This is a genomic window from Indolivaga macrotermitis, assembly GCF_900128985.1.
GTDB classification, from domain to species: Bacteria; Bacteroidota; Bacteroidia; order Bacteroidales; family Dysgonomonadaceae; genus Dysgonomonas_A; species Dysgonomonas_A macrotermitis.
In genome coordinates this window covers 390,980-416,131 of record NZ_FQUC01000002.1, presented here as the reverse complement: position 1 = coordinate 416,131, position 25,152 = coordinate 390,980, and the positions used below count along the sequence as shown (strand labels likewise).

The window sequence follows — 25,152 nt, the reverse complement described above, 5'->3', positions numbered from 1 at the left end:
GCATAGCATTTTTATTCTTTTTTCATGAAATACTATTGATAAGTTCACTTTTTATTCTCTTTCCCTTTGTTTATGATTGAATTGCGGTAATTTGCGGGTGAAAAAAATGACGGTTTTGCTTATTTAGTGTAGTATTTTTTCTGAATAAGTTTGTATTCATCAGTTTGCTTGAACCGTTCGATCCAGATGTTGAGAGAATCCCGTAGGGCTGGAGATTGGTTTCTTACCGCCCAGCCTTCGAGGTGTGTAAAGCCTATATCGGTTGCTATATCGATCTCAGGGAATTTTGCAGATAGCAGTTGTGCCGTTTGAATATCGCAGACTGCATAATCTACATCGCCCGAAGCTACCATCATTACAATTTGTTCATCTTCATACAAGCTGTCTTCACTGATATGTATAGAGTCGCCTATTTCGTGTGCCAGATTATCTATGCGGATTTTGTTGGGCGAATTTAACGGGATATGCAGGGTTTTATTACCTAATTCGAGATGATTGCGGATGGGGGCCTTACCCTCGTTATACTCGGGTTTGCGTTGTACCAATACCAATTTATTATATGTTATCGGTGTAACGAAGCTGTATGATTCTCGCAGGTTGGCATTGATCGCTATATTGCGTGCGATCAGGTCATATTTGCCTGATTGTAATCCTTTAAAAGATTCGTCGAGGCTGTTTTCCAATGAGATTTCGAACTTGATATTGGTGTATTTTTGCAGGGCTGCGAGCATATCATGGTTATATCCGGCAATGGTATCCGATGAGGCAAAGTATCCGATAGGATCCATATTGGTTACAATATGCAATATTCCCGATTTCTCTATTTGCGGGTAGTCACGTTCTTGAGCTTGCGGATAGCATTTGTATAATACCAGTCCGGCAATTATAATAATTGAAATAGTTACCGCTGAACTGATACGTTTCTTTTGTTTACCAGCCATGATTTGTGTCGTTTTTGGTTAATCGGTAAAGTTCCATGATAATCCCATCTTGAATATCATTGGATTGATGGGGTAGTGGACTGCCGAGAAATATCTCGAGTTGTTAAAATCCTTGCCTATGTTATACATCATAACAAAGAAGCGGGTCTTTTTCAAGTGAAAATTAGCATAAGCATTGATCAGGGGGAAGTTACCGATTTTGATATTCTGGTCTTCCTGATTGTAAAATTGTAGAGTTACAGGGTCGTATCCCGGTCCGTTATATTCTGTGAAATAACGGGCATCTACGCCTAACTGTATTCCTAATACTTTGGCTAGTTTCACCTTTATATACAGATTGCTGTATACATTGAATTTAGGTAAAGGCAGTACACTTTCGTCCGAACTGGTTTGGAATACCAGTTGATTATCCCAGTGAAGGGCACGGAAACTGAAATTCTGGTCGAGTTGCAGGGAAACTACCTGTATGCTTTTTCCTGCTTGTTTTATATTGGCAACTGCTGAGTCGGGAGCTTGGTAATATATGTAGTTCTCTATGTTTTCGACTCCTCCTTTGATGCGTGTTTTTGTATGTGGGATAATTATTTCACCGCCGATATATACTCTTCTTACATCACTGAGATCTTCGTCTATACGGCGATATGCCGACATGAAATGATTCTCGAAAAAGGTCGGTTTCAAATTCTTTATATAAGCATCGGCTTTTATTATAGCATCTTTTCCTTTGATGTTAATACGTGAACTGATATCAGCTGTAAGCCTCGATTCACCGATGTTATATCCGAGGACCCCGAATGATGCGGATAGATTGTAATGCAAAAAACGTCCTTTGTCCTTACTTAAAACACCTCCGATAGTAGTTGAATTTTGTGAGTATTGCTCACTCGAAAATGACGGATATTTCTCTCCGGGTATTTGATATTTCCGGGTGTCTTGTTCAATGAATGCAGTTAACCCGAATTTGACCCATGGTCTGAATCCTTCATTCAGAGCTACGGCCAATGTGTTTTTGAATGACCAGTAGGACATTCTTTCGTCGATTACAGTCAGGCTCGAGTTGGTATTCGAGCCTGTCGCAGCACCATAATAATCACTCAGGATGCCCGGTTGACTTGTATGGAAACGGCGTTGCTGATCGGTATAATTGTTGGTGAAGATAATGCTGGCCACAGGTACAAATGTTTCGCTGTCGTCGTCTTTCCTATAACCCAAGCTATACTTGTTGGTTAAATAAATATGGCGTCCTCTTAATTTATTCCATGTACTTTCTATATTGACCGGAAACTCTTGGGTTTTACTCGTATTGATCTGTGCACCTCCGACATTTCCGGTTAGGTAATCATCATCGGCAAGCCCACCGTTTTCGGCGTTTGTGTAGTTGTTATTCGCGATAAAGGCATGCATCTGATAATTGTCTGTACGATAGCTCGCCCATAAATCGTAATTGTTCTGTTTATTTGCCAGATATGCATAGTATCCCCGTGCATAGAGGTAATCGGCATTAAACCCGAAGCTTAGTTTTTTGTTTAAGCTGATAGCCATCTCCCCAGAGAAGCGGTCTTCTTTACTCAAACTACTACCTCCGGTCTGATAAAATATATTGGAGTAGGGTTTTTTAGTATCTATGAAACGTTGGTTTCCCGGTCTTTTGTGATATAAATAGAATGCATCCGCCACCGGAAACTGAGAGGTCTCGGGTCTGTTGAAAAATATTCGGGATTGAGCCGGCGACCCTATATTTCCAAGATAGGCAACAGCTACATCATATCCTTCAACCAGTGTTTCGTTATGGAAATTAATGAACATCGTGTCCATTATTATAGGAATGCGTTCGCCGAAACGTTCGTCGATGTTCCATGCCGGAATAGCCGGAGGAATTTTACTTAACGAATCAGCCATCGAAGCCCGAGCTGTAGAGTCAGTCGGTATCGGGCGTGGTTTGGGTTGAGCCTGAGGCGTTTCTATCTGTTGCATAAGACTATCGTTGTCGAAGATAAAACGCGGAGTTTGTGCACTGACTGTGAGCACACATATGCATATAAAGGCTGATACTAAGGCGAATCTTTTCATCGTCGCAAACTTACATAAAAAACCGAAAAAGAACATGGCTTTTTATATAAATAGTAGTTAAACTGTATCTTATTAAGGTCTCAGACCTTTTGGGTTGTTTATTTAATCCGTCCGTTTAGTCAGAGTCAGCCGTTGTGTAACTACGTCCGGAATCTCCTCTTCATAGTGGGTTACATAGATTAGTGACTTGTCTTCGGTACAGAATTTTTCGATCATCGATTTGATATGTTGTTTATTCGATATGTCAAGTCCGTGCAACGGTTCGTCGAGAATGAGTAAGTCGGGATTCTTGACGAATACACGGGCTAGTAACACAAGCCGTTGCTCACCTGTGGAGATATTGAGAAACGATACATTTTTAATGTGGTCTATACCAAACGCCTTCATCCACTCTAAGGCTACGGCTTCTTGCTCCTCATTGCATTTCCGGTATAAACCTATGGTGTCGAAAAATCCGGATCCGACAACATCGAGGCAGCGCACATTCTTTAGATAATACAAATGCATTTCGGGAGATATATATCCGATACGTTTTTTTATATCCCAGATGCTTTCGCCAGATCCGCGCTTCCGGTCGAATAATGTAATGTTATTAGCGTATGCCTGAGGGTTATCTCCTGATATTAAGCTGAGTAGGGTGGATTTTCCGGAACCGTTTTCGCCCAGTAAAGCCCATTTTTCACCCCGTTTTACATTCCAGTTTAAGTCTTTGAGTATGGTGCGCGATCCATACCTTACTAAAATGTCTTTGAGCTCCAATGCATTCTCAAAAGGTATGTTTTCTGTTTTATAAAGAAGTTGATCTGTAATACCTTTGGGTGCTGACCCGAATAACTCTGTCTGGAATTGCTGATCTGCTCTGAAAGTATCACCGCTCATTTCAGGTAAAAGTGTCATGTCCTTTACGGGTAATACATGAGTGATGCTCTGGGGTAAATCTTTAGGATGGGAGAGTATTAATCCTATCTGTACTTTTTCGAGTTTTGATAGCTTTTCGAGAACATCGTTAAGTAAAGCTCTTGATTTCTTATCTAGCCCTATAAACGGATTATCCAGAATCAACAACCGGGGTTTATTTATCAGGGAGCGGATGATCAGAGTTTTGCGCAACTCTCCACTGGATAAGAGGTTGATTGGTTTTTCGATCAGGTCTTCTATCCCGAAAGCTTCTACTAAAGAGTCCATCCAAGCCTTATCTCCTTTCGAAAATAAGTCTTTGACGAAAGGAACTTCATGCTCGTCTCCGGCATTCCACCGTTGCTGATAATAACTGTTTTGTATATCAGCGAGACTGTAAATGTCTCTGAATGCAACACATTTTACTATCTTGTTGATGCTCTGATTGCCGAGGGTGTTGATCTCTCCTGCTTTGAGGGCATGTTTCGCTGTGAGTATATCTATGAGAAGGGTTTTGCCTGCTCCATTCGGGCCTACCACAGCCCAGTTTTCGTTTTTCCGTATGCTCCAATTCAGGGGAGATTTAAATGCAAGGTTTTTCATACGGGGTACAGCCCCTTTGATCTCAATAATTACTTCTTCATTCATTGGAAGTTCTGACAGTTAAAAGCTTTCAGTTTTTATAGCTTGTTTATTATCTGAAAAGGATTATTCTCCGACCGGCATTGCTTCTTTAGAAGGCATGTTGATGGCAGGGAGTTTAAATATGTTTATTACATTTTCTTGTATGTGGCGAGCTAATATCTCGAGCGGAATACCTAAACAATCTGCAATTTTCGAATACACATCAACAAGCGGAGTGTCGGATACGTCCGTTTCACAGAATAGCCTGTCGATTGGAATTTCATTTACCGAGTCGGGATTGAATTTATCCCCGACAGAGAAAAAGAATCCATGCGAAAGCAACTGCCTGGTCAACTCCGGTTTCCCTCTATATCCATGGATGATCCATGGTTGGTAAGGCTTAACCGTTTTTTTGATATGAAGCAACTCATCCCATGCTTTTACGCAATGGATAATCAGTGGCTTATGTAATTTTTCCGATAACTCGATTTGTTTCAGGAATACTGCTTCCTGTATTTGCAGGCCGGGCCCTTTCAGCCGGTCTAATCCGGTTTCGCCGATAGCAATGATGCGTGGATCGTTTGCTATTTCTTGTAAAAATTTTAATTGGGGTTCTGCATCTTCTGAGTACCAAGGGTGTACTCCGCAGGAAAACCATGTGCAAAGTTCGCTGTCTTTAGCGTATTCAAATCCGAGAGGATATACATTTAATATATAATGTAATCTTTGCCACGGGACGCCGTCATCATCGGCACTTGGCGTCACTGCATCATGTGTATGTATGTCGTACAAGTCCATATTTATATAAGAATTCTAAAAGTTGCAAGTTAGCCAAAAGTTTTAAATAACAGATGCCGTATCTTTGTTTTTTTGAGATGGAGGTATATAAGGGATGGTTTATATAAAAATGGTTATCTTTGTTTTTCAAAGATATAGGTAAATGGAAAAGCAACATCGAGATTTTTTTGCATTAAAGAATAATTTTAAAGAAACAGAAGATATTCAGACACTTCTGATAAAAAAAGGTGAAAATAATACTGCTTTTTTTACTGTAGCTATTTCTACCCATAAGAGAGCCGACCTGCTGAAGGAAACTATTGATAGTGTTCTTTCTCAACAAGGGTTCGATGATTTTTCTATTCTGATTGTTGATGACAACCCTGAGCGGAATGATGAATCTGAGCATCTGATAATGCAATATTCGGATGAACGGATATCTTATTATAAAAATACCCGGAACATGGGAATGTCCGGAACTTGGAACAGGCTGTTCTCATTAGCTCAGAGCGAAAATGTGATTCTGCTGCATGATGATGATATGCTATATCCTGATGCCCTACCCGTAATGAAGTCGGTTCTGGAGCAAACCAAATCCTATTATGCCGCATATTGCAGCACCTATATGGTTTATGATATGCAGAAAATGACCGAAGCACCTGTACAGCCTGAAGGAAGTGTGGATATAGTGGAGATGAAAACGATGGATTTTATTTGGGGCAATATTGCAGGGCCTCCATCAGGAGTGTGTTTCAGACGTCAGGCAATTCTTGATATGGGTGGGTTCAGCAAGGAGTTTGACCTGAATCTGGATTATGATTTCTATGTCAAGTTGTCTCACTATTATCCTATCTGCAGGCTGGATAAGCATCCTTTGCTAATCTACCGCATAAAAGACAATGTCAGTGCCAAGAAAGAAACTTTGCTGGCTATGGCATATCATGATACAATAATAAGGAAGGGGATTGTTCAGGATAAATCTTTTATAAAGAGAAGTTTGTGGAGTAGTTTTCTGAAAGTACATGCTTTTCGTATAATCGAAAGTTTAAAACATATGTACCATAACCATGAGTTTGATACTCGTGAAGAGTTTAAGAAAATGGGAATGATGTATAATAAATTCGATTCGTTGATTTATAAAATAATGATGCGCCGTTATTTTAAAGATAAGATTTGAAAAGAGAAAGTTCTATGTTATCGATACATGTTTCTGATGAATTTAAGAAAAAATGTCCCGGTTTTGCAGGGATAGCAGTGGTTGCCGAAGTCGAAAATTCACCTTATAACGCAGATTTGTGGAAGGAGATAAACGAATGTATCCGGGTGTATAAATTGCAACATACAATGGATGATATAAAGAAGCATCCGGCAATTGAGGCAACCCGTCAGGCTTATAAGCAGTTTGGTAAAGATCCGAACCGCTATCGCCCTTCGTCCGAAAGTTTATGTCGCCGGATAATGAGAGGCATGGAACTTTATCAGATCGATACATTGGTGGATATAATCAATTTGGTTTCGATTGAAACCGGTTACTCTATCGGAGGCTTTGATCTGAATAAAATAGAAGGAAACGTGCTGACTTTGGGGGTTGGGCAGGCCGGAGAACCTTATGAAGGAATAGGAAAAGGAATGCTGAATATAGAAGGGTTACCTGTATATAGGGATGCTCTGGGTGGGGTAGGTACACCTACGAGCGATAACGAACGTACCAAGCTGGATATACAAACTACACATTTGCTTGCAATTATAAACGGATATGACGGACAGGAGAATCTTTATCCGGCCGCTGAATTTCTTATCTCACTTTTAGGTAAATATGCAGGGTTGAAAAACAGTTCCGGTTTTGTCTTCTGATTATCAATAATACTTTATAAAAGGTTCACTGGGGGATAGTAAGTGCTTTCTCTTGCTTTATGATAGGTGAATGGATGTTAAAATATCGTTTTGTTCTGTTGAAACTGGAATAATTCTGATTATTTTGACATTTTGTTTGTTTTTATTCGCCGTAATATCGTATTTTTGCAGCGTCCATAACACATTTATCAGGTTCGAACTTCATGATTGATTACAATGCCAATATACTTTTGATTTATACCGGAGGAACAATCGGGATGGTTGAGAATAATGTCACCGGGGCTTTAGAAGTCTTCGACTTCGGCCATCTGACGAAGCATCTACCCGAACTTCAGCGATTTAGGTTTCATATAGAGACAATTGTCTTTGAGCCTATAATAGACTCTTCGGATGTGTCACCTGTCCATTGGAAAAGGCTTGTTAAGCTGATCGAAGAGAATTACGATTCTCATGACGGTTTTGTTATACTCCACGGAACTGACACTATGGCATATTCGGCATCGGCTCTTAGTTTTATGATAGAAAACCTGCAAAAGCCGATCGTATTTACCGGGGCTCAATTGCCCATCGGGAAATTACGTACCGATGCCAAAGAGAATCTGATAACAGCTATGGAAATAGCCGCAGATAAAGATTCTATAGGAAATCCTGTAGTACCTGAAGTCTGCATCTTCTTCCAGAATTATCTTTTGCGCGGGAATCGTTCTACAAAGGTTAATGCGGACAATTTCAATGCGTTTGCCTCGTATAACTATCCTATTTTGGGCAAGTCGGGTATACATATCCGCTACGATCAAAGCAAGATATTGAAACCCGATTACGAAAAGCGGGTACGTTTTCACTATCTGATGGATTCGGAAATTGTGATCTTTAAACTCTTTCCGGGTATTAATCAAAAAACAGTAGAAGCGATACTCAATGCTGAGGGTGTAAAGGCCGTTGTGCTAGAAACTTACGGGTCAGGTAATGCTCCTCGTTATGAGTGGTTTATAGAAGCTTTGCAAGATGCCGTAAAACGTGGCTTGATTATTGTTAACATTACTCAGTGCGAAATGGGTTGCGTAGAGATGCAACGGTATGAGACAGGACGTGAGCTTTTGCGGGCCGGTGTGGTCAGCGGATATGATGCTACTGTGGAAGCCACTATTGCGAAACTTATGTACTTACTGGGACATAAATATTCGAGAGAAGAAATTATTGTAAGAATGCGTGTGCCTTTGGCAGGAGAAATGACCCGGTTCGATGAAAGAGAAATCTGACAAATACGCCGCGTTGGCTGTTAAAGCAGAAAAGGATAAACCGGAGTTTTTATTATTCTATAAAAAGAATAAAAAACGTCTGGAAAAGATGGATTCTATTGTTCATGATCTGCACGAACGGCATTCGGCGGAGATAGACTGTCTATCGTGCGCAGCCTGTTGCAAATCGTTAGGCCCTGCGATATACGATAAAGATATCGAACGGATGGCTAAGGCTTTACGCATGAAACCATCTGATATGATGACGGAGTATTTACGGATAGATGAGGATGGCGATTATGTTTTTAAAACAATGCCTTGCCCTTTTTTGATGCCTGATAACTATTGTTCGATCTATGAATCGAGACCGAAGGCTTGCCGTGAATATCCGCATACCGACAGAAAAAAGTTCGCCCAGATATATAAGCTTACAGTAAAGAATACAAGTACATGCCCTATTGCTTACGAAGTTCTGAAGGATCTTGTTAAAAGTTGAGGGCTGAAGAGCGGTATTATTGGTAAGTATGTTGGTTATTAGATTGTATGTTATCAGGTTGTTAATGACCGGTAGATTACACTAACTTAAATTATTTAGAGATCAGGCAAGATCTTAAACTTTATTTGATAAATTTATTATGAAACGAGATGTGCTGAGAGTGTTGTTTATAGCCTTACTCGCTTTAGTCGGAATGCAAACCGGGTATGCCCAAAAGCATACGAGAGCAGTGAATGATTCTACAAAATCACATTCTAGTTTTACATCCAGAACAGATGAGGTTCTGGAACGATTTTTTAAGCCTGATCCCGAGTTTCTTGCCGATAGCCTGATAAAGGCTTTTGATGACACTCCTTCTTTTGGGATATATAAAGATAATTATATCGTTTTGGGTTCTGACCTCCTCCGTAATCCGGATCGTAATAACTCGGATGCCAAGTTTCAGATTAGTGTTATGCAACGTTTGACAAACAGTATTTTACCTTTCAAAACTTATTTGTTCCTTACATATACACAATTGGCAATCTGGGACGTTTTTAAAGAGTCCTTTCCATTCAGAGATCTGAATTTTAATCCTACCGTAGGTCTGGGTAAACCTCTGATCCATAACAACAGATATTTGGGTGATATTTCGTTCCAATTGGAGCACGAATCGAACGGAAAAGATAGCATTGCTTCGAGAAGCTGGAATAAAATAAGCTTTTCGGGACAGTTCAAAATAAACAGGCACTGGAGTTATTTCGGAAAGGTTTGGATACCTTTTGTCGATGGAGAAAATAACAAAGACCTGGTTCACTACAAAGGATGGGGTACGTTTGCCGTAAGCTATAACCAGCGCGATAAATACAATGTCAGTCTGGTCGTGAATCCCCGTTCGGGCTTTATGAATGCCAATATAACCTTAAATTGTTCTTACCGGATTTTCAGTGACGAAAATCAGTATTTATTCTTCGAATTATATAACGGTTACGGGGAAAATCTCCTCGATTATGACAAGTTCCACCAACGATTCCGCTTAGGTTTTGTTATTAAGCCGAATTTTAGATTTATTTATTAAAATTAATTCTTATATTTGCTTCATAAAACAACGTTTTTTGAAGAGTAATGGCTTATGTCTCATTACATGCGAGCTTAAAAAATAATCTGAATTTTAACAATTTAGACTTGTTTTTGTGCTCTGAAATATTAGAGAGAGAGAGAGAGAGAGAGAGAGAGAGAGAGCCACACACGTATATCCAAGCGTAAATAATATATATTTTTTATATTTCAAAGTAGTTTTTATTTTGAAGTATTATAACTTAATATTTATGTGTCTTTATGGTTTTTTTAAAATGTGTCTTAATGACTCTTTGAGGGTCCGCTTTTTTGAATGTGTAAACATATTATCATTTACTAACTCTAGTTGGTCTGTCAATTTACTTCGGGTAGGGTCGTTGTTGTTTTGTTGTCGTTCGAATACTACTTTGAATAGCAGATTGATCATGTTCCAACTATCTATTGGGACAGGGGGCTGCGATGGTTCCCTGTTACCATTTTATATTACTCAAGAACAGCTTCTTACATAAAAGGGCTGAAAATCTCGGAAATTAAGAACAACAACTCAATATATGATGACGATGAAAAAGTATTTCTTTACTCTCCTATGCCTTTCGGTTATAGGAACTTTACAAGCTCAGGTAGGAATCAACACTACTACCCCTCATTCAAGTGCGGCTTTAGATATAACAAGCCCCGGTAATAATCAAGGCGTCCTATTGCCCAGAATGACTACTGCGCAGAAACTGGCGATCGCAACTCCCGCTAAAGGTTTGTTGGTATATGATACCGACCGTAAGTGTATATCCCAGAATACGGGATCGGAGAGTGCCCCCCTTTGGGTCTGCCTTATGGATCTGGATACACATGTCAGGTCATTTTATATGCCTTCTATAGCTATTGATGCTTCGACGCTGGCAACATCTAAAAGTCTGGACTTGTACGACGAATACAAAAAACAATTCGGAAGCCCTACTGCCTCAAGTGCCGGTGCTCCTGTAAGCATACCCTATTTTCCGGCTGCAACAGATTTGTATTATTACATTACTTATTATGATAATACGGTATTAAAAGTAAATAGTATCAGTGTAAGTGGAGTTGTTAATTACGATGTGATTCTGGAAGCTGACTATAACTCGTTTATGAATGTTGTATTTGTGGTAAAATAAGGATAAATGAAAAAGATAATTATATTGTTTGTATTCGGGTTATTACTGATTCCGGATATGTTAGCGCAGAAAGAAGCTAACAATTGGGCGTTCGGGCAGAATATAGGCCTGACGTGGAATACAACCCAGAGCCTGACTGCTACAGGTTTGCTCGGCACAACAAATGCTACATTAGATGGATTACCCACATATATGTATACATCTATCGTTACACAAGAAGGATGCTTCTCTTTATCAGATAAGGATGGTAACCTATTATTTTATTCGGATGGAAAGACGATATGGAATAAGAATAATGCGGCAATGGCTAATGGTACGGGATTGACAGGACATGACTCTTCTGCACAATCAGGGATTATATTGCCTTATCCCGGTAGTGCCGATAAATATATCGCAGTCGCTATCAATATAAACTGGACTAACGGACTGTCTTGTTCGGTTATAGACATGACGTTGAATGGTGGTTTGGGAGATGTTATTTCCGGTCAAAAAAATATAGCCCTTTCCGGTGGAAGCGGAGGTATAGGAGAGAGCGTTACCTCTATCAGGCATGCCAATGGTGTGGATTACTGGGTTGTAGCTCCGGGGCGTGGTAATCCTTCTTATCTGAATGCGTGGTTGGTAACAAGCAGTGGTGTTGAGGCAACAACTCCCGTAGTAACACAGGCTCCTAGTGGAGTTACGATAACACATTCTTCGGCATGTGGTTATATAAAGTTCACTGCAGATGGAAAACATTTTGCATGGGGTGGTAATGACGCTACATTTATATACGGTGATTTTGATAACAGTACCGGACAATTTTCTAACTTGAGGAGAGTTGCAGGACTTGTTAACACATATGGGCTGGAGTTCTCGCCTTCGATGAAGTATTTGTATATCGGAGGAACGAAAGTTCTGTATGTATTTGATTTTGATGCTTTATTAGCTACCAGTGACCCGACTACAGTTACTCCTAAATATTTTAGTTTTGGGGTTGATCGTAATACACCCCAGCTGGCACCTGACGGGCGTATTTATATGTGTGCTTATCAACAACGGTACTTGTATGTTATTGATAATCCGGATGAGTATGATAATTTGAAAATCTATCAGTTGCCCAATACTTTTTTAGGAACCACCGGACAATGCCGGATCGGGCTGCCTTCGTTTGCGGCCTCATGGTTTAATATTGTAGCTAAGGCTAGTCCTTTTGTTTGTACCGAGAACAGTTCGAAGCTTTCCCTGACATTATCGTTGATAGGAGCAGTAGATATTCCCGATAGATTGGTATGGGATTTTGGGGATGGTTCCCCGACCGTAACACAGTCGGTAGGAGTGACTACCGGTACTGTTACTTTCTCGCAATATCATACCTATGATGCTATAGGTGCTTATACAATCGTGATAACACCTTACAAAGCAGATGGGACTGAACTTGCTAAAACAGAAATAGAGATGGATGTGAAGGATTGTGAGATAAGGACGAACAGGATGATCCGTCAGGATCTTCAGAATTCCGTAACAAAAACAATTAACCGGTAATGTTATGAATGATTGTATGAAAAATATATATAAAACTCTTAGTACACTCTGTATGTTGTTTTTGAGCCTTTCTGTTTTTTCTCAGATAGGTGTCTATAATGAAGCGCCTGATGCCAGTTCGACCCTCGATATTAAATCTACTGACCGGGGTGTAATGATACCCCGTTTGACGACCACCCAGAAACAGGCTATTTCTGCTCCCGCACACAGTTTACTGGTATATGATACTGATCAGAATTGTATTTCGCAGAATGTAGGTACAGAGACAGTTCCTGAATGGAAATGCCTGACAGGCTTTGGACATTATTTCTTTTATATGCCCTCCATTAATATCCCGACTGTAACTAAGGGTGTAGCAACAACGATTGACTTGTTTGATATTTACCAAAGCCAGTATGCCAGCCCTGCTTCTGCAAGTTTGGGAGCTCCGGCGTCGATTCCTAAATATTTAGCAGCTACCGACCTGTATTATTATATTACTTATCATGATCCTACATTGATCCGGATAAACAGTATAAGTAATGGTGGTGTAATGAACTATACCGTTTTGCGTAAAGCGAATTACGATTCGTATATGAATATTGTATTTGTAGTTAAATAATAAAACCGTTTTCAAATCGAGATTAGCTGTTAAGGATAAGACCTTAGCAGCTTTTTTTGCTATATATTTCTGTTCTTTTTTATCTTTACTAAAACATCTATGAAGACAGGAACCAAAAATAAAAATATCTGTCACGTTTGTGCTAAATGTCACTTTATTGGATTCAAATGGTTGATTATTAGTTGTCTGAAAAGGTGACAAACGTGACACAGGTGTCACTTTATGTGTATAGTTCGTTTCCTTAATGTAACGCTGTCGGTTTTTCATTCAAAGAATGTATCTTTATACGACTAATATTTTATTACGAGAATGATTCCTTTTTTATATAATGTCGCACAAGCTTTTTTCAGGCAGTACGGAAACGAAGTAAGTAATTTTGCTTTTGTTTTCCCAAACCGTCGTGCAGGGCTGTTCTTTCAGAAATACCTTTCGGAAATAGCTAAACGCCCCCTGTTTTCGCCACAAATACTTACTATATCGGAGCTGTTTACCCGTTTGAGCGGATTGGCTACTGCCGATCGTATTGAACAGCTCTTTATCCTTTATAGTGCTTATAAACGATTAAGTGGAACAGAGGAGACTTTCGATGAATTCTTATTCTGGGGCGAAATGCTGCTTAATGATTTTGACGATGTAGACAAATACATGGTGGAGGCGAAGCAGCTGTTTTCCAATATTCAGGACCTGAAAGAGATCGACGCCGGATTCAGTTATCTGACCGAGGAGCAGATTATTGCTATACGCCGCTTTTGGTCGAGCTTTATACCTGTCGGTGATAATGACAAGAAGAAAGAGTTCCTCGAAATGTGGCAGGTGCTGTTCGAACTCTACTCTGCCTTGCGCGAAGAATTGCGAATCCGGGGACTGGCCTACGAAGGAATGATATTCAGGGAAGTTGCAGACCTTGCTAAGGCTGATGCAGATTTCGATTTACCATCGGAACATATCGTTTTTGTCGGGCTGAATGCGCATAGTCTTTCGGAGGAGCAGTTATTGAGGTATCTGTACCGTAGAGGAGTTGCTGATTTTTACTGGGATTATTCTTCCTCATTGGTCAAAGATCCGGATAATAAGGCTTCGGCTTTTATAGCCAAGAACAGAATGCTATTCCCTTCGAAACTAACACTGGAGGCCGAAGATGTTTCTTTTGAAAAACCTATCCTCGAAGTTATCGGTATTCCTTCATCTGTAGGGCAAGCTAAGTTTGTACATTCTATTATCCGCTCCCTGATGGAGGAAAAGCAGATCGGTTCGGCAGATCAGGCATTAAATACAGCGGTTGTGTTGTCGGACGAGAACCTGTTGCTTCCAACCTTGTATTCGATTCCTAAAGAGATAGATAAGATTAACGTAACTATGGGTTACGGGCTCATCAATTCTTCTATATCCGGATTAATGGATCATATCTTCGAACTGCAACGGAATATCAGAGTGTCGGGAGGAGGTAAGTTCTATTATTTTCGCTTTGTATTGCCTATTCTCAACCATCGTTATGTCTTGTCTATCGTAGGTGATGCAGCCCGCAATTTACGTCAGCAAATAATTCAATATAATAAAATACAGGTATCGGTCGAAGAATTTGCCGTACATCCGCTTTTAGCTCTTATATTCAGTCCGGTGGAAGACTGGGCCGGGTTTGCTCCATACCTGAGGGAAATTTTAGCCCGGTTGGAGTCGTCTCTTTCCCAGACACGAAAAGACCGTGATGAGGATGATACAAGTACCCGCTCTATTGATATGGAGTGTGAGTTTATCATAGAGTATTACAAAACCATTAATAAGATGGAAGATGCCTTGAAAAACGTTGAGGCAGAAATGAAGGTAGAGACATATGTAAAGCTTTTAAAGAAGTTGATAGCAGGTATAAGCGTCCCTTTTAGCGGAGAACCTCTGTCGGGTTTGCAGATAATGGGTATTCTGGAAACGAGGGCTCTCGATTTCGAGAATCTTATTATGTTATCCATGAATGAGGGAATATTCCCTATGAAAAAGGCTGCTAATTCTTTTATCCCATATAATCTGAGGCGCGGATTCGGACTTCCTGCTTATGAGCATCAGGATAGTATATTTGCTTATCATTTTTACCGTTTAATCAACCGGGCAAAACATATTTATATGCTGTATGACACTCGTACCGAGGGATTGCAGGGAGGAGAAGTGAGCCGTTATTTCTATCAGTTGAAGCATCTGTATTCGGATGTGTTCGATATCTGTGAGCGGTTGGCTGTATATGAAGTATCTTCGAGTGAAAGTGTTTCTATCGCAGTTACGAAAACTCCGCAGGTGATAACAAAACTCCGTGCTTTTCAAACAGGGGAGAGGAGTTTGTCGGCTAGTTCTATAAATACATACCTCGATTGTCCGTTGCAATTCTATTTTTCGGTAGTCGAAAAAATGGAAGATGAAGATGAGGTTGCCGAAACGATAGAAGCAAATACTTTCGGGAGTATATTCCACTCGGTAATGGAATGGGTCTATGAGCCTTATAAAGGGCGGATGCTGACTGCCGATATCTTGCAGAAAATAGGGAAAGATGACGCTTATCTCACCGGACTTATTGAAAGATCTTTTGCCGATAACTATTTTAAAATAGAACGTGTAAGAAAACTCACAGGGCAGAATTATCTTACAGGAGAAGTCTTGAAACGCTATGTTAAAAAGGTATTGTCTACCGATGCAAAACTCGCTCCTTTTATATATGTCGATTCCGAAAAACGTATCACCGAACTATATAAACTACCTTCGGGGAGAGACGTTTCGCTGAAAGGCTTTATAGACCGTATTGATGAGGTGAGAGGGCATACCCGGATCATCGATTATAAAACGGGTAGGGGAGTCCTCCAGTTCAAAAATATGGCAGACTTATTTGATAAAGAGATGAAAGACCGACCGAAGGCTGTGATGCAGGTATTTATGTATGCGCATCTTTATTTGAACGAATTCCCGAATGTGATACTTGAATCGGGTATATATTATTTGAGAAACCTGTTCGATTCAAATTTTAATCCTTTAGTCGAATATAGACTTGATAGAACAGAGAAGAAGCAGGTGTCAGATTTCTTTGAGTTCAGACAAGATTTTAAAGATCAGTTTGATAAGTGTCTGGAGGAAATTTTCGACGAACAGGTACAGTTTTACCAGACTCCTACAGGTAAGGCTTGTGAGTGGTGTGCCTTTACGGGCATATGTAAGAAGTAAAGAAAAAATCGGACATAAATATTTTGTGATTTAGAAAAAGTCCTTATCTTTGCAACGCTTTTGAAAGAAAGCTCTGTGCTAATGAGCACTGGAGAGATGGCAGAGTGGTCGATTGCGGCGGTCTTGAAAACCGTTGAACTGCGAGGTTCCGGGGGTTCGAATCCCTCTCTCTCCGCAAAGCCAATAAGCAAAATCAAGTAAATCACCGTAAATCAAACGATTACGGTGATTTTTGTTTTTAGGGAGGTAGCAAAAAAAAGCGAATTTGGGTAGTTAAAACCTACAAAATCGCTAACAGAATTTGAAAGAAAAAAATGTTAGCGATTTGATTTTTATTCGTTGATTTGCAGCATTTTACATAGCTGTATTTTTGTTCGAAGTTCATACTTTTGAATCAATAATTTAAAAGAAAAAAGTATGAAACGAACAACCTTCAAAATCTGTTTTTACATTCAGAAGTCAAGAGTAGCGAAAGATGGGCAAGTGCCTATTTTATTGCGAGTTACCATTAATGGACAACGCTCCGTTACATCCGTAAATCTCAAAGTAAATCCCAAAAATTGGAACGCTGTTGCGGGTAAGTCAATCGCTAACACCCGAAAAGATGACGAGGTTAATGCACGCCTCGACACCATCCGTTTGCGAATAATGCAAATTTATCGTGAAATGGAGTTCGACCGTGAGACTATTACGGCACAAAGTATTGTGGATAAATATCTCGGTCGGGATAGTAAGCCCGAAATAATGTTACTCGATGTATTTCGGGAGCATAACGACCGATGCCACAAGCTGGCGGGCAATGGTATGGCTTCGGCAACCGTCGTGCGTTATGAAACTTCCTATAAACACACAGCAGCATTTATTGAGTCTGTTTACAGAGTAAAGGATATCCCTATTGCTGATGTAGACCATAAATTTATCACAGATTATCAGTTCTGGTTACGCACCGAACGTAAGTGCAATCATAATTCGGCTACCAAATACCTTAAAAATTTCAAGAAAATTATTCGTATAGCCCTTGCAAATGACTATATCAGCAAAGACCCATTCGTAAATATTAAGTTCAAACTGGATATTGTTGAACGTGAATTTCTTGAAGACCATGAAATCAAAGCAATTATAGATAAGGATATTCCTATTCAACGATTAGCACAGGTACGAGATGTTTTCATCTTTGCGGTTTTTACAGGACTTGCCTTTTCGGATTTGAAAGGATTGAAACAAGAACATCTTGTGCGGGATAATAATGGAGACCTATGGATTCGTAAAGCTCGGCAGAAAACAAAGAATATGTGTAATATTCCATTGCTTAATCCAGCTCGCCAAATATTGGAACGATATAAAAACAACCCCGAGTGCGTAACTAAAGGCGTATTGTTGCCAACTCTCTGCAATCAGAAGATGAATATGTACCTGAAAGAATTGGCAACAATCTGCGGAATTAATAAGGAAATCTGCACGCATACCGGGAGGCACTCATTTGCGACTTCGGTAGCCCTCGCTAACGGTGTTTCGATAGAAAATGTAGCCAAGATGCTCGGACATTCCGATACAAAAATGACCCGCCATTATGCCCGAGTTTTAGACAAGAGTATCAAGCGGGATATGGCACAAGTCGACAGTAAATTCTTTGACTAGTCTGTACACTGCACCCGCTATACTTATGTAGCGGGTATAGTTGATAAAAAAGTATCAACACTGTCTATAACATTCAACCGCAGCTACCAAATGGGCTATTTAACAATAGCCGTAGCTTATTAGGGCATTTTCTTTACGCTTCGATAAATCTACACTAAAAATGCCCCAATAAGCCGATGGGCTTCGCCCCTCTGGACACCCCTTAGCGGTCTGATGACCGCAGTCGCTCTAAGCGACTTTTATAAAATCAATATCAATTTTTAAAGTTAAAGAATATGGGATTTGCCGTATTACATATACAAAAGCCGAAAGGAAACGATGCACGAACTTCGGCACATATTGAGCGAACAGTCAATCCTGCCAATGCAGACCAGACCCGCACCCACCTGAATGAAAACCTGATTGACTACCCCGACGGAGTAGAAAACCGAACACAGGCGATTCAACATCGCATAGAAACCGCAGGAATAAAACGAAAAATAAGCAACAATCAGGTACGGGCATTACAAGTGATGCTTTCGGGAACACACGAAGATATGCAACGCATACAGACAGCAGGAAAATTGGATGAATGGTGCAAGGATAATATAAAGTGGCTACAGGATACATTCGGAAAAGAGAATGTTGTGTCTGCCGTTTTGCATCTGGACGAAAAGACACCACATATCCACGCTACTATTGTCCCAATTGTTACCGGTGAAAGAAGAAAAACAAAATTCGAAGAGGATAACGGCAAGAAGAAATACCATAAAAAGCCAAAAGATACCATTCGACTTTGTGCTGATGACGTGATGACACGTGATAATCTGGAACGTTTCCAGGATACATATGCCGAGAAGATGCAGAAATATGGATTAGAGCGAGGAATCAAAGGCTCTGATGCCCGGCATATCTCTACACCTCAATACTATCGGGATTTACACGCACAGAACGAGGAACTGAAAGAAAACATTGTCGTCCTGAGGGAAGAACAGCAAGAAGTTTATGATAAAACAAGGGATTTATACGACCGAAAGGACGAGGCACGGGAGAAGTTCCTGAATATGCACGAATATACCCAACAGAAAGAAACGGAAATATCCGACCTTGAATCCCGTATAGAGCAACTAAAGCAGGATTACGAGCCTTACAAGGCTCAGGACGATGTCAACCTGTTGCTTAGTGTATTCCCACATTTAAGCGAACGTTTGCGGATAGCGCAGCTGTGCAGAGGCATCGGATTAACGATAGACACCATTAAGCAGCTTTTTAAGGGCGAAGCGGCAATAGTTAATGGCAAGCTCCATTCACCCGAACACAACCAGTCATTCAGTGTACAGGATGCTAAACTACAAATTTTCCAAGATAAAAATACTGCTAAGCTGAAATTATCACTCAACGGACAAAATATCATCGACTGGTTCAAACAGAAATATCAGGAATTGAAACAAGTGGTAAGACCACATATTAAACCAGCTGAAAATAAAAGTAAAGGAATTAAGATGTAAATCAATGTATTTCCTAAGTATTGACTAAATTTACTCTAATTATAAAAACTCGCTGATATTAACATATACTCAATGCTGAGAAAACAGAAAGAAAATAATATGAAATATGTTTTGCAATATATGCTTCTAGCTTGCATCATTCTGATATCGAATATTTCATGTCGAAACGAGCAACGACATTTTCAAAGTCATCAAACTGACTTTAATGAGTTAATTACATATTTTCATCAAATTGTTCCCAAAGACAAAAAAATACAAATTGAATTTGAAAACAATAATCATCTATTTCTCTTTCAGGTAACTGATATCTTTCAAGTTAAAAAAAATGATACAATTGTTTATTCTGGTTCGAGACCATTGTATTACGAATGGAATGTTAATATTGATAATATTCCTGATTCAATCTTATTAGCTATACATTGGGATAAACAAAAATTTGAAACTCTAAAAGAAAAGCTTGATAAAACGGATTGTATCTCTATTTACAATGGAAATCCTATGAAAATTGGATATAAGAGAGTTTTTACAGGAATGACTTCAATATTATATCTTTGAAAAATACACTGAGAGAGAATTGAAACAAATACGAGAGGAACGGACGGATTTACATTTTATTTGTGACAGTGTAGCGTGGACTTATGATACAGGAGCAATATAGAAATTAAAATAATTGCAAATTTTCCAAGATAAAAATACCGCAAAACTCCAATTATCTATCAATGGCAAAAATATTATTGATTGGTTTAAACAGAAATATCAAGAACTGAAACAAACGGTAAAACCACACATAAAGCCTACGTCACCTAAGCAAAAGAATGGACGAGGAATATAACTCCCTAACCAAAAACAAAGGGTTATGTTTAAAGGTGAAAATTAGGTCATATCAAGAATATTTGGTAATTTTGCTATTGTTATCGTATCCTTATAAGACAATGAGGATCTGTATGTTTAAGATATGGAAAAGTCAACAATATATTCGACTGGACATGGAAACAAAAGTATTGATGTTTTCATAAGAGAACTTTATTCTTTTAACATTGAGTACTTGTTAGATATTCGCTCTAAGCCATTTTCCAAATGGAATCCTCAATTTAACCAAGCTTCATTAAAACTGGAGCTTGAGAAGTGTGGAATAACGTATGTATTTGTTGGAGATTCTTTAGGCGGACTCCCAGAGGATAGAAGTTGCTATGATAGCAATGGCAAAATTTTATACGATGTAATAAAAGGAAAAGATTTCTTTTTACAGGGGTTAAAAAGGTTGATAACTGCCAATGAGAAAGCAATTAAATTGGCTATTATGTGTAGCGAATCTAAACCCGAAGAATGCCATAGAAGTAAATTGATAGGAGAGGAGCTTAGAATAAACAATATTTCTTTGAATCATATTATTTCGGAAAATAGGACAAAATCGCAAGAAACAATAATGTGTGAACTTACCAAAGGCAATGGTATTGTTGATTTATTTGGAAATAAAGTAGAATTTACATCAAGAAAATCATATTGATATGAAATTTTTCACAATAGGAGTTTATGGTTCAACAGAAAATGACTATTTCAAAAAGTTGACAGATAACAATATAGATACTTTTTGTGATATTCGACAACGCAGAGGGGTAAGGGGGGCTGAATATGCCTTTGTGAATAGCAATAGGCTACAGGAAAAATTGAACAATCTTGGGATTCAATATGGGCATGTTTTTGCATTAGCACCCACCTCGGAAATAAGAATGCTTCAAAAGGAAGCTGATGTTCAACAAGGTGAACAAAAAAGAGATAGGAATAAATTGGGAAAAGTTTTTTCGATAGCATATAAAGATAAAATATTGAGAAAATTTGATTTTGAATTGTTCATAGACGAATTAGAGAGAGCTGGAGCCGAAAATGTTGTCTTATTCTGTGTAGAAGAAAAGGCAGAAGCTTGTCATAGGTCTATTGTTGCTAGAGAATTGGAAAAATTGGGGTATAAAATAACACACTTGTAGCATGGATGTACTAGTTGTCTCAAAAACAAAAATGCAACATGGCATATGTGTCGGAGGGGTTACTGCGAATGGTAATTTTGTTAGACTATTAGATGAGAATGGGTATCATCCCGATGATAGTACTAATTATGAAATAAGGCAAGTCTGGGAAATTACTTACAGAAATCCAAATAATCCACGCTCCTTACCTCATTCGGAAGATGTTTGCGTAATATCCAAGAGGTTGAAAGGAATTTTGGATGAAGATATAACGATGATAGACTTTCTGAATCGAAGAAATGTTAATATCTATCAAGGTTCTATTTCTAATTTATTTGAATCGAAATTACAATATACGCAAAATGGAGCTGGCTTCATTAACAGAGATGACATTCCCCAAAATAGCGTATGCTTTTGGATTGCGGATAGAGATATTAATCGAAGTGATTATAATGGCAAAATAAGATATAATTATAACGATGGTAGTCGTCGTTGGGGTTATAATATTTCATATGTAGGTCTATCAGAACCTATTGACAACATACCCCAAGGGACATTGATAAGAATGTCTCTTGCTCATTGGTGGAGTCCGGACGATTCAGACGTTGAAGAACGATGCTATTTGCAATTATCTGGTTGGTATCAGACATAATTACAACACAATGAGAGCAAGAAACCATTCAAAATACGGGTAAGGATGAAAGCCCCAAAGGGTAACAGGCTTTTTAATAATAAATTTATATGAATAATTTAGACTCAACAATTGAATATATTTCAAATCGTTTTTTAAGAATTTCAGATAATTTAGTCACTCAAGACTTGACAGCACCCAAGTTGACAATTGTTTTTGAAGGAGCAGAAAAAGAGATTATAAAAATCGTATTTCCTATGGGATATAAGACTGGAATTTTAGAGAAAAAAGATAGGAATAGAGATTATTATAAAGGAGGTATGTCTGACTATAATATCATCGTTGAATATTCAGATGAAGGGAAAAGAACTATTAATGATTTAATAATCCCTCAGACGCAATCGGGAGCTGAACTCCATTACATAGCAGGAGAAATAAAAGAGCTGTCAAATAAAATCGAAATTATAGAAAAAGACATATTTAATCGTTCATTGGAAGAAAATGAATTCGATTCAAATGGAGTGTTATATAAAACACGTTTCTATAAATACTTGGATGATGAACATATTGTAGAAAAAAAGATTATTGATCACTATCTTGGTCGTACTTATTTTCAAAAAATAGTTAATAATGAAAGATTGGAAGAAAAAATCTTCAGGGAAGATGAATCACACAAGCAGACAAATATGTGGGATTTAACACTAAATGACAAGAATTTCGGAGTAATGCGTGGTTAGATCACTGAAACAATTTGCCAAATACAAAGGAGATAATTCCTATTATCTGAACACAAAGCTATATTCCAAGAATAAAACGACAAGGCTAAACGGAGTATTTTAGCAAATCTTCCTTTCTTCGTTCCTCGAAAGAGTATTTGCCAAAATAGCCTTGCCTCATTTATTCTTTCCATAAGAGGAGTGTTTATCAGATTAAAAAGGAAAAATATATACATAAAATTCCCAAGAATAGCTTATCTTTGTAAAAGATTAATATAGTACGATATGACAACGATTATTATTGAAGAAAACAGCCCACAGGCAAAGCAACTGCTTGAGTATATCAAGACATTGCCTTTTGCTACGGTTATCGAGGAAAAGAAAAAGAGTTTCCGCGAAGCCGCAGCAGAATGTAATGCTGTATCGGTAGATGCATTCTTTGATGAATTGGACGATAGAATCAAAAAGCGTTTTGTGAATGCGTGAAGTAAGAATATCTGATTCAGTCAGAGATAGGATAACCGACCTTGAGACGTACTTAGTTGACGATTTGAAATTGTCAGAAGAAGCAGCTTTGAGACGAAGTGGTCGAATGCGTAAATTTGTTCGCAATCTTTGTAACAATGTGGATTATCCTCTATGTCGTTTTAAGAAATGGTGTGTACTTGGGTATCGGTGTGCTGTCTTTGAAAAAGATTGGGTATTTGCATATGAGGTTTTTGAAGACGGCGTTATCGTCAGAGATATGTCTCATACCTCGCTATTGAAAGAGTAAAAGAGAAGAATTAAATAAGGTGTGAATTTCAACGAAAAGCACAGCAATTCCAAAAATACAAAATCGCTAACACTAAAGATTTGCGAAAAATTAGACCTTGATTATAAGGCGGTTACAGAAAGGCATTGTTGCCTCTCTCTCCGCCTGAATAAGATGAAAAATGAAGCAAAATCCTGAAATTCAATGAGTTTCAGGATTTTTTGTTTTATCAAAAGTGGCAAAAAAGGGGATATTCGGGAACCTTCCCATGGCGAATTCGGGGACTAAGTAAATCCTGAAAAATAATCCCCGATTTAGAATACAAGATATTCATTTACTATAATTTGCCTGAGTTTAAAACCGACAGTAAGCACGCTGATTTCATACTTTTATTATCAAAAAACAAAAGAAAAAGTATGAAAAGAAGTACATTCAAAATCTTATTTGCGGTGAAACCGTCAAAGGTTTCCAGAAACGGTGAGTATCCTGTGTTTATGCGTATAACAGTTAACGGGAAACGCTTGGAAACAACACTTACACTAACTGTAGATATCAATAAGTGGAATAAGGATGCTGAGAAGCTAATCGGCAAAGACCGTAAGACGGCAGAACTGAACAGCCGTCTTGATACAGTCCGCCTGTGTATTATGGAAATCTATCGGGAGATGGAATTTGAAGCATTAGAAGTTAATCCTTTGATGATCTTAAATCGTTATCGCGGTGTAGAAGATGATAACAGACGTACATTATTAGCCGTATTTAAAGAGCATAACGAACGTTGTCGTAAATTAGCCGGAAAAGATATGTCTCCGGCAACAGTAATGCGCTATGAAACATCGTACCGCCACACCGAACAATTTATCAAGTCACAATATAAAAAGGATGATGTGTATCTGGATGATGTCAATCACCAGTTTATTAATGACTATGAGTTCTTCTTGAAAACAGAGCGTAATTGTAATCACAATTCAGCTACTGTATAATATAATTATCAGGGGAAAAAATATAAGAAAGCTGAGCCTTATTTATATCCGTATTACTGGCTTGGTTTCGGTAATATCACAGATTGCGGGCAGGTTGTTTTAGGTACGGTTTCAGAGCTGGAGCAACCTGTATCTAAGAAATTCCGGACAATTAGCTATTTGCCAAGTATAACAGAAAGGTTTGACTTTTCAACTATCGATGAGGAAAAATTCGGGCCATCGTGCTTACTGGCGGAAGTATTAAAAAAAACAGAATTTATTTATTAATTCATCATTAGCCCAATTAGGTAGCGATATTATCTGGCGCATGTTTTCGGAGGGTATGCTTGGTTTTGCAGGCTTATACCTGAACCTAAAGACACATCAAGCGAACCCGATCTACTTATAGGACACAATAAAAATCTATATTAATTAATATGCAGGGTAAAATCTTTCCTCTTGAGAATCATACTTGAAAAATAAATGGTATTATTCTTTTAGATTAAAATGTACCAAAAGTAAAATTAAGTCTCTGAGAATTGAATATCTGAAAACGCTCTTAAATACAGAGCCGAA

Annotated in this window: 23 protein-coding genes and 1 tRNA gene; 20 read left to right on the top strand and 4 right to left on the bottom strand. The window is 38.6% G+C overall.

The features are described 5' to 3' along the window. Positions 1-119 precede the first annotated feature (119 nt). The 4 genes from BUC12_RS04680 to BUC12_RS04665 form a co-directional block, all read right to left on the bottom strand. A complete protein-coding gene (locus BUC12_RS04680; protein ID WP_062176279.1) occupies positions 120-941 on the bottom strand; it encodes a transporter substrate-binding domain-containing protein in 822 nt (273 codons plus the stop codon). Positions 942-959: 18 nt separating this feature from the next. Beyond that, on the bottom strand, positions 960-2,915 hold the full coding sequence (locus tag BUC12_RS04675; RefSeq protein WP_062176281.1) for a putative porin: 1,956 nt from the start codon (positions 2,913-2,915) through the stop codon (positions 960-962). Between the two features lie 198 nt (positions 2,916-3,113). Next, positions 3,114-4,556: an ATP-binding cassette domain-containing protein gene (locus BUC12_RS04670; RefSeq protein ID WP_062176284.1), complete on the bottom strand. Its 1,443-nt coding sequence runs from the start codon at positions 4,554-4,556 to the stop codon at positions 3,114-3,116. A gap of 60 nt (positions 4,557-4,616) precedes the next feature. Further along, positions 4,617-5,330 (bottom strand): TatD family hydrolase, encoded by a 714-nt coding sequence (locus BUC12_RS04665; protein ID WP_070808537.1) that lies wholly within the window; start codon positions 5,328-5,330, stop codon positions 4,617-4,619. A 142-nt stretch (positions 5,331-5,472) separates the two neighbouring features. On the opposite strand from BUC12_RS04665, the gene BUC12_RS04660 reads away from it, so the two are divergent. The 20 genes from BUC12_RS04660 to BUC12_RS04565 all read left to right on the top strand — a co-directional run bounded on the left by BUC12_RS04660 (position 5,473) and on the right by BUC12_RS04565 (position 24,597). Continuing rightward, positions 5,473-6,486 carry a glycosyltransferase family 2 protein gene (locus tag BUC12_RS04660; protein WP_062176286.1) on the top strand — a complete coding sequence of 338 codons (1,014 nt, stop codon included), beginning with the start codon at positions 5,473-5,475 and terminating at the stop codon, positions 6,484-6,486. 14 nt (positions 6,487-6,500) lie between these two features. Next, positions 6,501-7,163 carry a B3/B4 domain-containing protein gene (locus BUC12_RS04655; RefSeq protein WP_062176290.1) on the top strand — a complete coding sequence of 221 codons (663 nt, stop codon included), beginning with the start codon at positions 6,501-6,503 and terminating at the stop codon, positions 7,161-7,163. 203 nt (positions 7,164-7,366) lie between these two features. Beyond that, on the top strand, positions 7,367-8,422 hold the full coding sequence (locus BUC12_RS04650) for an asparaginase (RefSeq protein ID WP_062176293.1): 1,056 nt from the start codon (positions 7,367-7,369) through the stop codon (positions 8,420-8,422). Continuing rightward, positions 8,406-8,897, top strand: a complete 492-nt coding sequence (locus tag BUC12_RS04645; RefSeq protein WP_062176295.1) for a YkgJ family cysteine cluster protein — start codon at positions 8,406-8,408, stop codon at positions 8,895-8,897. The genes BUC12_RS04650 and BUC12_RS04645 overlap by 17 nt, the downstream gene beginning before the upstream one ends. Positions 8,898-9,036: 139 nt before the next feature. Beyond that, the gene (locus BUC12_RS04640) at positions 9,037-9,954 is read left to right on the top strand and encodes a phospholipase A (protein ID WP_062176298.1); all 918 of its coding nucleotides are present in this window, start codon (positions 9,037-9,039) and stop codon (positions 9,952-9,954) included. Between the two features lie 559 nt (positions 9,955-10,513). Then, complete coding sequence (locus BUC12_RS04635; RefSeq protein ID WP_070808553.1) at positions 10,514-11,101, top strand: hypothetical protein; 588 nt, start codon at positions 10,514-10,516, stop codon at positions 11,099-11,101. A gap of 6 nt (positions 11,102-11,107) precedes the next feature. Then, positions 11,108-12,625, top strand: a complete 1,518-nt coding sequence (locus tag BUC12_RS04630; protein ID WP_062176305.1) for a hypothetical protein — start codon at positions 11,108-11,110, stop codon at positions 12,623-12,625. A gap of 16 nt (positions 12,626-12,641) precedes the next feature. Next, positions 12,642-13,226 (top strand): hypothetical protein, encoded by a 585-nt coding sequence (locus BUC12_RS04625; RefSeq protein WP_070808554.1) that lies wholly within the window; start codon positions 12,642-12,644, stop codon positions 13,224-13,226. Positions 13,227-13,535: 309 nt separating this feature from the next. After that, the gene (locus BUC12_RS04620; RefSeq protein ID WP_062176311.1) at positions 13,536-16,424 is read left to right on the top strand and encodes a PD-(D/E)XK nuclease family protein; all 2,889 of its coding nucleotides are present in this window, start codon (positions 13,536-13,538) and stop codon (positions 16,422-16,424) included. Between the two features lie 90 nt (positions 16,425-16,514). Next, positions 16,515-16,599: transfer RNA gene (locus tag BUC12_RS04615), tRNA-Ser, on the top strand. A gap of 242 nt (positions 16,600-16,841) precedes the next feature. Continuing rightward, positions 16,842-18,062, top strand: coding sequence for a site-specific integrase (locus BUC12_RS04610; RefSeq protein WP_062176314.1), 1,221 nt, complete (start codon positions 16,842-16,844; stop codon positions 18,060-18,062). Positions 18,063-18,337: 275 nt separating this feature from the next. Beyond that, positions 18,338-19,549 (top strand): MobV family relaxase, encoded by a 1,212-nt coding sequence (gene mobV / locus BUC12_RS04605; RefSeq protein WP_062176317.1) that lies wholly within the window; start codon positions 18,338-18,340, stop codon positions 19,547-19,549. Between the two features lie 99 nt (positions 19,550-19,648). Beyond that, positions 19,649-20,104, top strand: a complete 456-nt coding sequence (locus tag BUC12_RS04600) for a hypothetical protein (RefSeq protein WP_139262001.1) — start codon at positions 19,649-19,651, stop codon at positions 20,102-20,104. A gap of 400 nt (positions 20,105-20,504) precedes the next feature. Continuing rightward, positions 20,505-21,056: a DUF488 domain-containing protein gene (locus tag BUC12_RS04595; RefSeq protein WP_062176322.1), complete on the top strand. Its 552-nt coding sequence runs from the start codon at positions 20,505-20,507 to the stop codon at positions 21,054-21,056. 1 nt (position 21,057) lies between these two features. Next, a complete protein-coding gene (locus BUC12_RS04590) occupies positions 21,058-21,534 on the top strand; it encodes a DUF488 domain-containing protein (protein ID WP_062176326.1) in 477 nt (158 codons plus the stop codon). 1 nt (position 21,535) lies between these two features. Next, positions 21,536-22,165, top strand: coding sequence for a dual OB domain-containing protein (locus tag BUC12_RS04585; RefSeq protein WP_062176329.1), 630 nt, complete (start codon positions 21,536-21,538; stop codon positions 22,163-22,165). 89 nt (positions 22,166-22,254) lie between these two features. Then, positions 22,255-22,881 carry a hypothetical protein gene (locus tag BUC12_RS04580; RefSeq protein WP_062176331.1) on the top strand — a complete coding sequence of 209 codons (627 nt, stop codon included), beginning with the start codon at positions 22,255-22,257 and terminating at the stop codon, positions 22,879-22,881. A 264-nt stretch (positions 22,882-23,145) separates the two neighbouring features. Beyond that, positions 23,146-23,346, top strand: a complete 201-nt coding sequence (locus BUC12_RS04575) for a hypothetical protein (protein ID WP_062176334.1) — start codon at positions 23,146-23,148, stop codon at positions 23,344-23,346. Beyond that, positions 23,339-23,635, top strand: a complete 297-nt coding sequence (locus BUC12_RS04570) for a hypothetical protein (RefSeq protein WP_062176337.1) — start codon at positions 23,339-23,341, stop codon at positions 23,633-23,635. The genes BUC12_RS04575 and BUC12_RS04570 overlap by 8 nt, the downstream gene beginning before the upstream one ends. A 395-nt stretch (positions 23,636-24,030) precedes the next feature. Beyond that, complete coding sequence (locus tag BUC12_RS04565) at positions 24,031-24,597, top strand: phage integrase SAM-like domain and Arm DNA-binding domain-containing protein (protein WP_062176340.1); 567 nt, start codon at positions 24,031-24,033, stop codon at positions 24,595-24,597. Positions 24,598-25,152: the final 555 nt, after the last annotated feature.